We start from the raw sequence: 13309 nt of genomic DNA on the forward strand, positions 1-13309 counted from the left end.
GCAACTCCTTCGTCACCGCCCCGGGCACCCGCGGGCATTGCCAGAACTTGTTTCTTCGAACAACCATTGACCGGTAGCCGCTGCCGGCGCTTCCACCCAGGTTTACCGGGAACGGCAAGACGCGTCCGCCAACGATTCGAGCTGGCCCTGTCGACGGAGCAACGGTGGCGGTTTAGGGTCGGGTATCGCAGGAAATCGGTGAGGTCCGTGCAACCTTCCGAGAGGGGCATGCGGGTGAGCCAGCCAGCGCCGGACTCGCGGGTAGGCACCATCTTCGGGCACTACCAGCTGAGAAGACTGCTCGGCCGCGGCGGCATGGGCGAAGTCTACGAGGCCTACGACACCACCAAGGACCGCATCGTGGCCCTCAAACTGCTGCCCGAACATCTGGCCACCGACACCCGCTACCGCGAACGGTTCCGCCGTGAATCGCAGACCGCCGCACGCCTGCGCGAACCCCACATCGTCCCGATCCACGACTACGGCGAAATCGATGGGCTTCTGTACATCGACATGCGGCTCGTCGAAGGTGGCGACCTCGGTAGTCTGCTGACCCGGCACGGCCCGATGGCCCCGGCCCGCGCGGTGGCCATCATCAGCCAAATCGCCGCCGCCCTGGACGCCGCCCACGCCGAGGGACTGATCCACCGCGATATCAAACCCGCCAACATCCTCATCGCCGCCCACGACTTCGCCTATCTCGTCGACTTCGGCATCGCTCACTCCACCACCAGCACCGGACTGACCAGCGCGGCCACCGCTGTCGGAACCTGTGCCTACATGGCTCCCGAACGGTTCAGGGAAGGCGAAATCACCTACCGCGCCGACATCTACTCCCTCGCCTGCGTACTCCACGAATGCCTGACCGCTACCCGCCCCTACCCCGGCGACAGCGTCCAGGTCGTCATCACCGCCCACCTGTTCGACCCGATCCCCCGCCCGAGCGAGGTCCACGTGGGAACCCCCACGGCATTCGACTCCGTCATCGCCTGCGGCATGGCGAAAGATCCGGCCGCCCGCTATCCCAGCGCCGGAGATCTGGCCCGCGCCGCAAACGACGCACTGACGGACACCGACCGGCACATGGCAGCCACCATCCTCGAAGGCAACCAGGCCAGCACCATCGTCGAGAAGACGCAGCGCCCACCCCGGCCACCGACCACCGGCCTCGGCGGACCGTCCCCCGCATGGTTTGCTCCCACTCCCTCACCAATCCAACACGCCCCGATCGACAAGGCTCAGCCTCCTCGGTGGCGCCGAACCTCGACCCTGTGGACGGCGGTAATCCTCTCGGCACTGACAGCGGCCGCTGCCGTGGTGGTCGCATACAAAGTGCACAGAACTTCACCGAGCGTCACCCCCTCGACGCCGACCCCGACCCAGGTAATGACAATACTGCCGTTCACCGGGCTCAACGGACCCCACGGTGTGGCCGTGGACAGCGCCGGCGACCTTTTTGTCACCGACAGCGGAAACAACCGCGTGCTGAAGCTGAATGCGGGATCGCAGACCCAGGTCGTGCTGCCCTTCACCGGCCTAGGTAACCCCGTCGGCTTGGCAGTGAACACCCGCGGGGACGTGTTTGTTGCCGACCTAAATGGCCAGCGGGTAGTCGAGATGCCCGCAGGGTCCGACAAGCAGGTAGTTCTGCCGATCACCGGACTCTATGTCCCGATCGAGTTGGCCGTGAACGCCCACGGGGACCTGTTCGTCACCGACGAAAATAACCGAGTGTTGGAGTTGCCCGCTGGGTCCGCGACTCCAAACGTGCTGCCCTTCTCGGGGCTCAATTACCCCCACGGCGTTGGCGTGAGCGTTGCGGGTGACGTTTTTGTAGCAGACTCCAATAACAACAGGGTGTTGACATTGCCCGTCGGGTCGCCATCCCAAACGACGGTGCCCTTTTCTGGCATCAACTTCCCGGTCGGCCTGTCGGTGGATGCCCAAGGCAACGTGTTCGTTACCGACTGGATGAACCAGCGGGTACTGAAGCTAGCCGCGGGGTCCGACGCCCAGGCCGTGCTGCCTCTCACCGGTCTTGGTACGCCGGCTGGCGTCACGACCGACGTGGCCGGGAACGTATTCATCACAGATAGCACCAAGAACTGGGTTATGAAGTTGCCGGCCAACGCGTCACGGTGAAGTCGGTAGCCGCTCCCATGCTCCCCACCGTTCCCGAGGATCACGACGGCCGCGATTTTGTAGGCAGTGGTGGGGGACGGGCTGGTCGTTATCGAGGAGTTTCCGTGTCCGACCAAGGCCAGGTGGGATCGCACGATGACCATCGGGCATGTCGACCGTTTGCATCGTGCGCGAGAATTATTGTCGTCCAAGGGATATGGCACCAGAGAAAGGGAACAGGACGGCGTATCTGCCGAAACGTTTATGCCAGGAGGCATTGCGGCGCAGGGCGGCGGCGCGGAGTACGCAGCAGGAGTTCTGACACCTACGGTCTGCAATCATCATCAACGTATGAACCACAGGTAGCTATACCGGCTGTGGCCAGCTGTCAGTTACAAACCGCGAGAACGCTTTTCATCATCAACACCGTGCGTACCAGAACTAGCTGGAACCCAAGTACGCGGAATGAGGGTTCAGCCGACCGGGAGTTTCACCACCGCATTGGGGCCCAGGTCGGTGACGTATACGTTGTCCGCCGTGTCGACCGCCATACCCTGGGGATCCTTGAGCCCGGTGAACGGCAACCGGGTCGGCGTCGACGCGCCCGCCGCCAACCTCGCCACCGATTCGTTACCAAAGTCGACGACATACACGTCTCCCGCCCTGTCGACCGCCACACCCCGGGGATCTTTGAGCCCGGTGAACGGCAGCGTGGTCGGTGCTGACGCGCCCGCCGCCAACCTCATCACCCGCTCGGTACCCAATTCGGTGACGTATACGTTGCCCGCCGTATCGACCGCCACACCATGGGGATCTTGGAGCCCCGTGAACGGTAGCGTCGTCGGTGCCGACGCGCCCGCCGCCAAGCTCACCACCCGATCGTTGGCCCGATCGGCGACGTACACGTCTCCCGCCGTGTCGACTGCCACACCCCGGGGATCTTTGAGCCCGGTGAACGGCAGCGTGGTCGGTGCTGACGCGCCCGCCGCCAGCCTCACCACCCGATTGTTACTCGTGTCGGTGACGTATATGTTGCCCGCCGTGTCGACCGCCACACCCTGGGGATTCTTCAGGCCGGTGAACGGCAACGGGCTCGGCGTCGACGCGTCCGCCGCCAATTTCACCACCCGATCGTTACCCATGTCAGTGACGTATACGTTGCCGGCCGCGTCGACCGCCACACCGGTGGGCAGGCTGACGCCGGTGAACGGCAGTGGAGTCTGTGGTGAGTAGGCCGGGGCGATAGATGTCGGCGAGTTGCCACCGCCGCCTGATTCTCGTTGGACACTGATGACGACAGCTACGGCGGCCACCACCGCAACCGCGACCGCGGCCGCGAGCAGCCCGGCGGTCTTGGGCGACAATCTGATTCGCCGCCCATGGCGCGCGGCCACGCCCCCGGTGGTTCTGACCGCGGAATCGCCCACCGCGGCGCGGGCCGCTGCGGCCAGCTCGCGCACGGTCTGGTAACGATCGTCGGGATTTTTGGCCATTCCCTTGGCGATGACCGCATCGAACGCAGTTGGTACATCGGGTGTAGTGGTGCTGGGACGCGGGGGTGGGGTGTGCAGGTGATGGGCTATCACACCCTGCATCCCCAATTCGCTCGCAAACGGCGGCTGGCCGGTCAGGCACTCGTACAGAACGCACGTCAACGCGTACACGTCCACCCGGGCATCGGCCTTGACCTCCGCGCTGATCTCCTCCGGCGCCATGTAGGCGACGGTGCCGATGGTCTCGCCGATCGCGGTCAGCGTACGGTCGTCCGCGGCGTGGGCGATCCCGAAGTCGATCAGGGAGGCGAACTCATCCGCCCCTAGCAGGATGTTGGTGGGTTTGACATCGCGGTGGACCACACCGACGTCGTGGGCCGCCTGCAGCGCGCCGGCCACCTGCGTGATGATCGCCACTGCCCGCTGCGGCGACAAGGCCCCTTCTCGCGTGATCACCTTGCGCAGATCGGTGCCCTCGATCAACCGCATATTCAGATAGAGCCGACCGTCGATGTCGCCGAAGTCGTGGATGGGGATCACATGCGGCTCGGTCAACTGTGCCACCGCCCGGCACTCCCGGCGGAAGCGCTCGCGCAGCCGCTCGTCATCGGCGAAGCGCTCGGGCAACACCTTGAGCGCCACCACCCGGTTGGTCAGCGAATCATGCGCCCGCCACACCTGGCCCATGCCGCCCTGACCCAGCAGCGAGAGCAGCCGATAGCGTCCGAACGTCTCCGCCGGCCCCCAGGTGGCGTCCACGCCACGCGCTGACTTGTCATCCATTGCGCCGTCCCGTGACCACCCGACTGGCAATCGGTGTACTTGCTTGCATTCCAACCCCCGCCTGCCAGCGGGTAGCCCACACTAGTTGATTTAGCCAGGCCAGACAGTCGAGAGTTGGCGTTATCGTCGGCGCGCGAATTTCCCAGCCATGCTCATGCTGGCAAGTACGCGGTCGGGCACTGCCCCGCCACCGGTGCGAGTACGCGGATCGTGCCCAGAAATCCGCCAACAAACCTGTCGCAAATTCAGCGTACCTCTGAGCCATACGACCAACCGGGCGACGTTCGCTGGGCCGAACGTTGGATTGCGCAGTATCTGATTTAATCGCGCTCGGTTCATCGACGATTCATCAAAGATGGTCCAGTGCAAGAAGGTTGTATTGGACTGGTACGCGAAGCGCTTGAAAGGCGGAATCGACGAGACGCCGAGCGAGAATGTCGCGTCAGGCGTCGATTCGATGGACGCATTACAGTTCGCCCTGCTCATGCTCTGGGTCCAACTGCATGCCGAGCCCGGGCCGCTGTCATGGCCGCTCGGTGGTGTCGGCCCCGAGATGACCTGAACACCGTCTACGCCGAGGTGTAGCGGCAGCCGGCTCTTCGGCTACCTCAACTCCATGCCGAGAGCACGTCGGCGGCGTTCCATACCAGATCGACGGTGTCGGTGAGAGTTTGCTCGATACCGGCCAGGGATACGACGACCAACGCTGTTTCGTGCGGCTCGAAGCCTGGAATGCTGGCGATTCCGCGGGTGAGTTCGGCGAGGTCGTGGTGGTCGAACGGGGTGCCGAGCCACTTGATCGATCCGGTGAAGATCACTCGATTGGCGATGGGGGAGCGGTCGGCGCCGACGATGTCGATCTCGGGGTTGAATGCGCGGTTCCACCAGCCGCCGACAGTGGTGACATCCTTCCACTGCAGTCCTCCCGCGAGCGCACTGAGTTCGAGCGCATCTCGCACGAGGGGTTCGACAGCTTTTCCGCGCCAAGAGGTCCAGCGCCGTGCGAACAGCTCGTAGGCGGCGTTGCTTCGCCCGCGTCGAACCAGGTCTTGAACCGAGCGCAGGGTAGCGAGGTAGAGCCGCAGGTTGCTGTCGGCAACCCGGTAGAGGGCCGGCTTTCCCGGTTTGACCGACAGTGGCTGGTCCACGGCCAACACTTGCTTATCCGTCGAAAGGCGGTGTAGCAGAGGCGATAACGTTCCGGATGGTAATGCGCCGCTGCGGCTGCCCGCCGTAGCGGCGATGGTGGCGTGGGTGCGTTCTCCGCTGCCGATCGCTTCGAGAACACGCCGCGCCTGGTCCGGAACGGGAAACTCGGCGAGGAGGGTGGACTCGGGCACTCCGAACAGCGGCGCGGCAGGGTCGCTGCATTCGCGTCGCACGAACTCGAGTGGCGGCAGCCCGGGCGGCCAACTGCGCAAGATGCCCGGCAGCCCGCCGGTGATCAGATGCGCGTCGATGCTTTCGGCCGCGTCGAGTCCGAGAGCGCGACCGACTTCGGCGGGGTTGAGCGGATCGAGGACGAGGTTGTCGGCTCGCCCGTAGAAGGGTCGGTCGTAGGCGGTGAGCCTTTCCATCATGTGAATGTCGCTGCCCAGCAGAAGCAGCAGAACCGGGCGTTGCTGCAGCAGTCTGTTCCACGCTGTTTGCAGCGCGCCGTCGAAGACGTCGTCTTGTTCTGCCAGCCAAGGCAATTCGTCGATCACAACAATGGTCGGTGTGTCGCCCAGCGCGGTCGCCAACACTCGGAAAGCGTCGGGCCACCCGCTGATGCTCTCGGGGAGGGTCTCGGGATCAGGGGCGATCCCTGAGCCCTTCATCTCTGCCAGAAACATCGCGAGCGATTCGGATACGGGCATGCCCTTGGTGGCGGTGAAGTACATATACGGCACCTGGGCCGCATCGCAGAACTCCTGGACAAGCCGTGATTTTCCGACCTGCCGCCGCCCTCTGATGGCAACGGCGACGCCCATGCGGGTCTCCGTGACTCGCTGCACGCGAGTCTGCAGAAGTCCCAGCTCGACTCTCCGTCCGACGAATCCCGTCGTCACCACCACTCCTAGGTAGTTGTAATCTATGTAGATGACATCTACATAGATTCAATCTACATGGTTGCTCTGGTATTCGTCGGAGATCCTCTCAATTGTTGATACAACGGCCTTGTTGTGGGCGCGGATCGCTCGATGTCAGCGTGAGGATGCGATCACCGGGGTGAGTATGTCGTGGATCAGTTCGTCGACGGCGCGGCCGGAATCGGTCGTCGTTACTGATTGGGTCGAACGGAGAAGGTTGCGACCCTGGGCGATCGGATGGGTTGGCGCGGAACATGTCTCGCGGGATGCCAGCGGTCTGTGCAGACTCACGGGTATGGATCGTAGTTTCTATGCGGGTCGGGTTGCTGTGGTTACCGGGGCGGGGGCCGGGATCGGGCGGGAGCTGGCGGTGCGGCTGGGGCGGGAGGGGGCGTCGGTGGTGCTGTTGGATACGAATGAAGGGGCGCTGGGGGAGACGGCAGGGATGGTCAGGGGTGGGGATGGGGAGGTGGTGGGGCTGGTGGCCGATGTCGCTGATCCGGAGCGGATGGGGGAGGTTGCGGCCGAGGTGGTGGGGCGGCTCGGGGGTGTGGATGTGTTGATCAACAATGCGGGGAAGCTTTTCTATGGCGGGGTGGCGGAGTCCGAGCCGGGCGACTTCGAGGCGGTGATGCGGGCGAATTTCGGTGCGACCGTGGTGAGTACGAGAGCCTTCCTGCCGTATGTGGTGAAGTCGCCCGAGGGACGGATCGCGAATCTCTCGTCGGCGTACGGGTTGATCGGGCTCGGCGGGGCCGCGCCCTACACGGCGGCCAAGTTCGCGATTCGCGGCTTCACCGAGTCGCTGCGGTCGGAATTGCGCGGACAGCCGAATGTTGCTGTCAGCTGCGTGTTTCCGGGTGGGGTGAAGACCGGGATCGCCTGGTCGGCGTTGGCGGCGGCGGGGGTGGATGCGGAGCGGGCGGCGCAGCGGTTCGACCGGTATGTGGCCCGCACCGATCCCGGTATTGCGGCGCAGGTGATTCTGCGTGGTGTCGCGCGGGGGAAGAGTCGTGTACTGATAGGACCCGACGCGATCCTTGCCGAAGTCGCCGCCAGGGTGGCGGGCGGGCAGTACGAGAAGCTGATTCGGCTCGTGGTCAGGGGATAAAAGGGGAAGACACGATGCCAGGTACACGATGGCTGCTGATAGAGACGTTCGGCGGCGGGGAGCCGACCGTCATCGGACTGGGCAGTGCGCCAAGGAAGTTCGTGCCGCTGACGCAGATCTTCCGGCAGCGTGAGACGCTGGCGACGATCCGCGGGGCGGTGGCGGCGACCGCGGAGGCACTGGCGCCGGTGGAGGTCATGAGCGACGGCGGCCGCCGGCGGACTCTCACCGCGCCGCTGCTGATCACCCCGGAGCGCATGCACGCCGTGCTGGTGTGGTCGGGTCCGGCGGAGGAGACGGTGCCGCCGCGAGATCCGGTGGGGGCGTGGTACTTCAACCTGTCCACCTCGAAGTCCACGCGCTCGGACGATCTGCTGGATCTCTACGGTGTCGCGCCGGAGAATCGGGCGCGCGAGCACGCCATCGCGGGCGTGTTCGCCCGCGTCATCACCAATAGCGACGAATCCGACGCCCTGGCCAAGGTGGTCCGGTCGGCGCCGGGCACCGAGCATCAGGCGGTGTGGACGGTCCGCCGCGACGACGGCGCCTTGCGGGCGGCGCACTTCTCGTGCCGGATCATCGAAGAGACCGATGCCGCCGGGAATTCCGAGGTGTTCATGCGTGGCGTCACGCATGACATCGGTGATGCCACCGACGTCAGCGCCGCGCCGCCGCCGGTGATCCTCGAGCACCGGGTGCTCGATGCGGCCGCCGCGGAGGGCGATTTCCGGGCCATTGTCGACCTGCGCACCCTGCGGCTGCTGCGCTGGATGGGTCCGCCCATGCCGGGCATCGCCTGGCAGTCGCTGGCGGGCGAACCGGAGCCGGCGATCCACCCGGACGATATCGAGACGGCGAAGACCATGAGCCGCAACCTCGCTCACTCCCGCACCGCCGGGCGGCTGCGGCTCCGGACGCTCGACGGGGGCTGGAAATCGGTGCGAGCCCGGGCCGTGCTCATGGCACTGGACCAGCACACGACGGCCGCCCTGGTCACCGTCCGGGATCCGGATATGCCGGACGTGGACTAGGTCACCCGACCGCCAGCAAACAGACCAGCGGCAATGTTTGTTGTGTATCTAACACCGTCCGAATCGGTCCGGGACTGCCGCTCCAGGTCAGCGTGTTTCGCCAGTAAATACGCAGGCAGGCACACGATTTGCTCAATTGATCACACTGTGTGCGCGTCGATACACTGCCGCGTACACGCACCCGCGTGAGCGGGAATCTTGCCGGTGATCCGTGTGATGCCGCTTGTCGCGTCGTAGGAAAGCCCTGCCCGGGAACGCTCGCGGAGTGCTCCGGGAATCGGGGCTGCTCGGCGTTGGGAGGCGGCGCAGTGCTCGGACCGACATACGCGTGGTGGGTGCACCCGCGCGGCCGCATCTGGCAGTGGATCGTCACCCGGGCGATCCGAGTGGGGGAGAACTACGCACGGCCGCGCCTGGACGTGAATTTCCCGCTGCTGGAGCCCAATCCCACGGATATCGTGCGAATTCCGCTGGACCGCTTGCACATCGACACCACGATCCGGCAATCCGGCGAGAATTCCCGGCATGTCACGGCGCTGTCGGAGGTCGCCGCGGCCCTGCCGCCGATCGTCGTGCACCGATCGCGCATGACGGTCATCGACGGCGCCCATCGCGTGCGCGCGGCAATCTGCAGCGGGTCCCAGTGGATCGACGCGGTCTATTTCGACGGTGACGACGGGCAGGCCCTGCTGCTCGCGGTCCGGCTGAACAGCAGGCACGGCCTGCCCCTGTCCGCGGCCGACCGCAAAGCCGCGGCCGAACAGGCGCTCTCGTTCTATCCCGACTGGTCCGACCACAAGCTGGCCGAGGTGATCGGCCTGCCGGAGCGGACCATCGCCGCCGTCCGGAAGCGGTCGGCGGCGCGCCCCGGCCGCCACCTCGCCCGGCGCGCACTCGCGGCTCCCGCGCCACAGCCGCGCCAGTGTCACCCCGAGCGAATCCGCGACGAGCGTCCCCAGGCCGGTCCTGGGGCTGCCGCGAAGGACCTGTCGTATCCCGCTCGCGCACTGTGGAATCTGCGCTCGGACCCGGCGCTGACCCGCACCGAATCCGGCAGGCAACTACTACGCCTGTTCGACGAGCTGCCCGCGGACCCCGTGGCCTGGGCGGACCTGGCCGATGATCTCCCGCCGTACTGCGCCGCCCTGGTCGCCGAACTGGCCTCCCAGCAGGCCCGGCACTGGGCCGCACTGGCCCGATCCGCCAGCCGGACCGCCGCGGCCGAGAAGACCACTGCCGCGTGACAGCTCGATCCGATCGCGTTCGATCGGGTCGATGACGGCCGGCGGTCGGCGCCGCGTGCGGGTGCCGATGCCGTCGAAGGCGTTGGCTCGCTTCATACCTGCCTATGTGGGACGTGAAAGACTGGGTGGGTACTGATCTTGGTGTCGGGTGAGTTCGGAGTGGTCGGGTTGTCCGGGGTTCGGCGGATCGAGGTCCGGGGCGGGGACGGGGAGTACTCGGGCCGGGTGTTCGAGCAGTGGGAGGCGGGGCTCAGCGAGGCCTATGTGCCGCTTGCGGTTTCGCCGCGAACTTCGGGGCAGTTCACCGGCTGGATCGTGCACGGAACCTACGGCGATGTGGAGTTGTCGCAACTGGGGGCCACCCGGCAGCGGGTGGACCGCACCCGGACCCTGATCGCCCGCACCGATGATGAGTTCCTGCACACCAGCATTCAGCTCACCGGACGCGGCCGGCTGCACCAGGACGGCCGGGTCGCCGAGGTCGCGCCGGGAGAGATGGTCTTCTACGACAGCACACGGCCGTATCACTGGGAGTTCGAGGGGGATTGGGAGATGGCGGCGGTGCAGGTGCCGCTGAGCCGGTTGCGGCAGCGGGCCGGGATCACCCCGCGCGAGATCCCGACCGCGACCGCCGTGGCGCAGCGCAGTCCGGCCGGCGTGGTCACCGGCTTCCTCCGCGAGCTGACCGATTTGCAGAACACCGCACCCGAACAGGCCGCCGTCCTGGCCGGTTCGGCGGTGGACCTGCTGGCCTCGGCCATCTCCCTGACCATCGGGCGGACGGTCCGGGGAGAGCCGGCGGAGACGCTGAGCCGCAGACAGGTCATGGAATTCATGCGACGGCACTGCCGCGATCCGCGCCTCACGGTCGACGGCATCGCGGCCGGTTGCGGGGTGTCACGCCGGACCCTGTACCGCGTCCTCGAACAATTCGATGAGGGCCCGGCGACCCTGCTACGCCGGATGCGGATCGAATACTCCTGCGGATTGCTCACCGCCCGACCGGATCTCCCCGTCACCGCCGTCGCCCACAACTCCGGCTTCGCCACCGAACGGCAGTTCTACCGCGCCTTCCGCATCGAGCTGGGTATGACCCCGGCCGCCTACCGGGCGACCGGAGGCGCTGCCCCCCCCCCGCTGATCAGTCCCGTGTCGCTGCTTGCATGAGCAGCGGTTTGTCCGGCGCGCCGATGAACGAAAGCTGCGGCCGGATGGGCTCGCTGGTGGCGATCCGCAGATCCAGCTGCTGGGCGATGGTGGCGATGGACAGCACCACCTCCATGGTCGCGAAGTTCTGCGCGATGCAGATCCGCTTGCCCGCCCCGAACGCCAGCGACGCCTCCCGATGCGGCCGGGTCATGTTCTCCGGCAGATAGCGCGTCGGATCGAACTCGCCCGCCCGATCCCAGACCCGCGGATTGCCGTGCACCCCGTGCATGCTGATCATGATGGTGGTGCCGGGTTCGATGCGATAGCCCGCCAGCACGTCCTCGCCCAGCGCCACCTTGCTGAAGGCCATGATCGGCGGGTACAGCCGCATCGTCTCCAGGAAGACGGCCTTGGTCCACACCAGCTTGTCCACATCGGCGGCGGTGGGGGCGCGCCCGCCGAGCACGGTGTCGAGCTCCTCGTGGAGGCGCTGCCGGGCCTCGGGATGGTCGGCGAGCAGCTTCCACACCCAGGTCAGCGCGGTGGCCGAGGTCTCCATGCCCGCGCCGATGAATGTCATGAGCTCGTCCCGGATTTCGAGATCGGTGTAGCGGTGCCCGGTCTCGGGATCGGTGGCCGCCATGAGCAGGCCGAGCAGATTGTCCTTGCGGGTGATGCGGCCCTCGCGATGATCGGAAATGATTCCCGCCACGGCTTTCTCGATGCCGCGCAGCTCGAACATGATGTGCGGGGCCACCATCCAGGAGGCGGCGCGGATGGCCCGGATCGGAATCCGTGAGCCCGCCTGCTTCTCGGGCTTCTCGGTGCGGCGCACCAGCCACATGGACAGCGGCCGCAGCGTCCGGCTGACATTGGTGACCACGCCCACGCCGAAGAACTTGAGCAGCCGCTTGAGCTTGATCTTGGAGATGGGCCCGTCCAGATCGGTGCCGAACATGGTGCGCGCCACGATATCCAGCATGAGGCGGGTCATCTCCACGCCCACGTCGACCGGCGCCCCGGCCGCCCGCAGCCGCCGGGCCGTCTCCTGGGCCGCCTCGACCATGGGCACATCGAACTGGTCGATGGCGCTGCGCGCGAAGATCGGCTGCACCAGGCGCTTGTTGCGGTAGTAGAGGCGATCGTCGTGCTGGGTCACCAGGCCCTGGCCGAAAACCACGGCGAGCATGTCGAATTCGGCGCCGCGCACATAGTTCTCGTGATTGGCGATCAGTACGTGCCGGACCAGTTCCGGACTGCGCACGACGACGTACTTCGCCATCGGCAGGCGGGCGATCAGCACATCGTCCTGACCCGGCAGCTCGGCCGCCAGGTACTGCATGATGGTGCGCTCCCGGATCCGCCCGGGCAGTCCCAGCGCCAGCCGCCAGGACTGCCCCCAGGTGACCGGCGTGTTGTGCCAGCGCATGGGTGCGGGTTGCCACCGCGGCGGGTGGAGTTCGGTGCTTCCTGTGGCCGGTGCTGTCATGGGGACCATCCCGTGCGATCGAAAGTCGTTCGCCCCGTAGGGCTTACGTTCGAATGCTACTGGGGAGTAGGAGTTCGCGCAGGCGATGTGGAGTATCCGCGTCCGCCGGGTCACGGGTTCGGTCACAGCTTCACCCTTGATTCTTGAACAACCATTCAAGTACCGTGCACGTATGGCCCGCACTCGTGAATTCGAACCCGATGACGTGGTGGATGCCGCCATGCGGCGCTTCTGGGAGCGCGGGTATCGGGCCACCTCGGTGGAGGACCTGGTCAAGGCGACCGGCGTGAAACCTGGCAGCCTGTACAGTGCCTTCCCGGGCGGCAAGCACGCGCTGTTCCTGGCCTCGCTGCGGCGCTACTCGGACCTGATCGTGCCCCAGAAATTGGGCGAACTCGATGATCCGAACGCGTCGCTGGCGCAAGTGCGCGGCTACTTCGACGGCTTGGTGGCCGATCTGCTCTCACCTGAGGGGCGGATGGGATGCCTGCTGGTGAACACCGCCATCGAGAACGCCGCCACCGATGACGCGGCTGCTGCGGTGGTGCGCGGGCATCTGGCGCGGCTGGAGGATCGGATGCGGGACGCATTGCGGAATGCCGTGCGTCGCAAGGAGGTCCGATCGAACGTCGATCCCGTCGCTGTTGCGAAGGGTTTGGTGGCCACCTCGCAGGGGCTGATGGTGGTCGGCAAGGCGAATCCCGACGAGCCGGTGTTGCGCGCGATTGTCGACAATGCCTTCGCCGGGCTGTCGCCCGGTTAGGCGCGGCGAAAACCGTTGCAGGGTCGTCCTTGTGGACGGCCCCTCTTTACCGC

10 protein-coding genes are annotated in these 13309 nt (G+C 66.2%); 7 read left to right on the forward strand and 3 right to left on the reverse strand.

Features of this window, described 5'->3' with window-relative positions; all coding sequences use genetic code 11:
- Nucleotides 1-234: 234 nt before the first annotated feature.
- Nucleotides 235-2142: a serine/threonine-protein kinase PknD gene (locus ACFXIV_RS14315; protein WP_379399270.1), complete on the forward strand. Its 1908-nt coding sequence runs from the start codon at nucleotides 235-237 to the stop codon at nucleotides 2140-2142.
- A gap of 452 nt (nucleotides 2143-2594) precedes the next feature.
- On the opposite strand, the gene ACFXIV_RS14320 is transcribed toward ACFXIV_RS14315, so the two are convergent.
- Nucleotides 2595-4397, reverse strand: a complete 1803-nt coding sequence (locus ACFXIV_RS14320; RefSeq protein ID WP_379399269.1) for a serine/threonine-protein kinase PknD — start codon at nucleotides 4395-4397, stop codon at nucleotides 2595-2597.
- Nucleotides 4398-4776: 379 nt separating this feature from the next.
- On the opposite strand from ACFXIV_RS14320, the gene ACFXIV_RS14325 reads away from it, so the two are divergent.
- Nucleotides 4777-4959, forward strand: coding sequence for a hypothetical protein (locus ACFXIV_RS14325; protein ID WP_379399268.1), 183 nt, complete (start codon nucleotides 4777-4779; stop codon nucleotides 4957-4959).
- 46 nt (nucleotides 4960-5005) lie between these two features.
- Here the strand turns inward: ACFXIV_RS14325 and ACFXIV_RS14330 are convergent, their stop codons facing one another.
- Nucleotides 5006-6454 carry an ATP-binding protein gene (locus tag ACFXIV_RS14330; RefSeq protein WP_379421261.1) on the reverse strand — a complete coding sequence of 483 codons (1449 nt, stop codon included), beginning with the start codon at nucleotides 6452-6454 and terminating at the stop codon, nucleotides 5006-5008.
- Nucleotides 6455-6509: 55 nt separating this feature from the next.
- On the opposite strand from ACFXIV_RS14330, the gene ACFXIV_RS14335 reads away from it, so the two are divergent.
- The 4 genes from ACFXIV_RS14335 (at nucleotide 6510) to ACFXIV_RS14350 (ending at nucleotide 11022) form a co-directional block, all read left to right on the forward strand.
- Nucleotides 6510-7580, forward strand: coding sequence for an SDR family NAD(P)-dependent oxidoreductase (locus ACFXIV_RS14335; protein WP_379399266.1), 1071 nt, complete (start codon nucleotides 6510-6512; stop codon nucleotides 7578-7580).
- Between the two features lie 14 nt (nucleotides 7581-7594).
- On the forward strand, nucleotides 7595-8611 hold the full coding sequence (locus ACFXIV_RS14340) for a GAF domain-containing protein (RefSeq protein ID WP_379399265.1): 1017 nt from the start codon (nucleotides 7595-7597) through the stop codon (nucleotides 8609-8611).
- Nucleotides 8612-8919: 308 nt separating this feature from the next.
- Nucleotides 8920-9855: a ParB N-terminal domain-containing protein gene (locus tag ACFXIV_RS14345; RefSeq protein WP_379399264.1), complete on the forward strand. Its 936-nt coding sequence runs from the start codon at nucleotides 8920-8922 to the stop codon at nucleotides 9853-9855.
- Nucleotides 9856-9996: 141 nt separating this feature from the next.
- On the forward strand, nucleotides 9997-11022 hold the full coding sequence (locus ACFXIV_RS14350; protein ID WP_379399263.1) for a helix-turn-helix domain-containing protein: 1026 nt from the start codon (nucleotides 9997-9999) through the stop codon (nucleotides 11020-11022).
- Here ACFXIV_RS14350 and ACFXIV_RS14355 read toward each other — a convergent pair.
- On the reverse strand, nucleotides 10997-12493 hold the full coding sequence (locus tag ACFXIV_RS14355; protein ID WP_379399262.1) for a cytochrome P450: 1497 nt from the start codon (nucleotides 12491-12493) through the stop codon (nucleotides 10997-10999). The genes ACFXIV_RS14350 and ACFXIV_RS14355 overlap by 26 nt on opposite strands.
- Nucleotides 12494-12665: 172 nt before the next feature.
- Between ACFXIV_RS14355 and ACFXIV_RS14360 the strand changes: the two genes are divergently transcribed.
- Complete coding sequence (locus ACFXIV_RS14360) at nucleotides 12666-13256, forward strand: TetR/AcrR family transcriptional regulator (protein ID WP_379378675.1); 591 nt, start codon at nucleotides 12666-12668, stop codon at nucleotides 13254-13256.
- The last annotated feature ends 53 nt before the right edge of the window (nucleotides 13257-13309 follow it).

The sequence above is a fragment of the Nocardia sp. NPDC059236 genome (genome assembly GCF_042754085.1).
Classification (GTDB): Bacteria; Actinomycetota; Actinomycetes; order Mycobacteriales; family Mycobacteriaceae; genus Nocardia.

What these genes read in the sequence shown, in the direction of transcription:
- ACFXIV_RS14320 (WP_379399269.1), bottom strand. Translation starts at nt 4,397, where the DNA reads ATGGATGACAAGTCAGCGCGTGGCGTGGACGCCACCTGGGGGCCGGCG.
- ACFXIV_RS14340 (WP_379399265.1), top strand. Translation starts at nt 7,595, where the DNA reads ATGCCAGGTACACGATGGCTGCTGATAGAGACGTTCGGCGGCGGGGAG.
- ACFXIV_RS14355 (WP_379399262.1), bottom strand. Translation starts at nt 12,493, where the DNA reads ATGACAGCACCGGCCACAGGAAGCACCGAACTCCACCCGCCGCGGTGG.
- ACFXIV_RS14360 (WP_379378675.1), top strand. Translation starts at nt 12,666, where the DNA reads ATGGCCCGCACTCGTGAATTCGAACCCGATGACGTGGTGGATGCCGCC.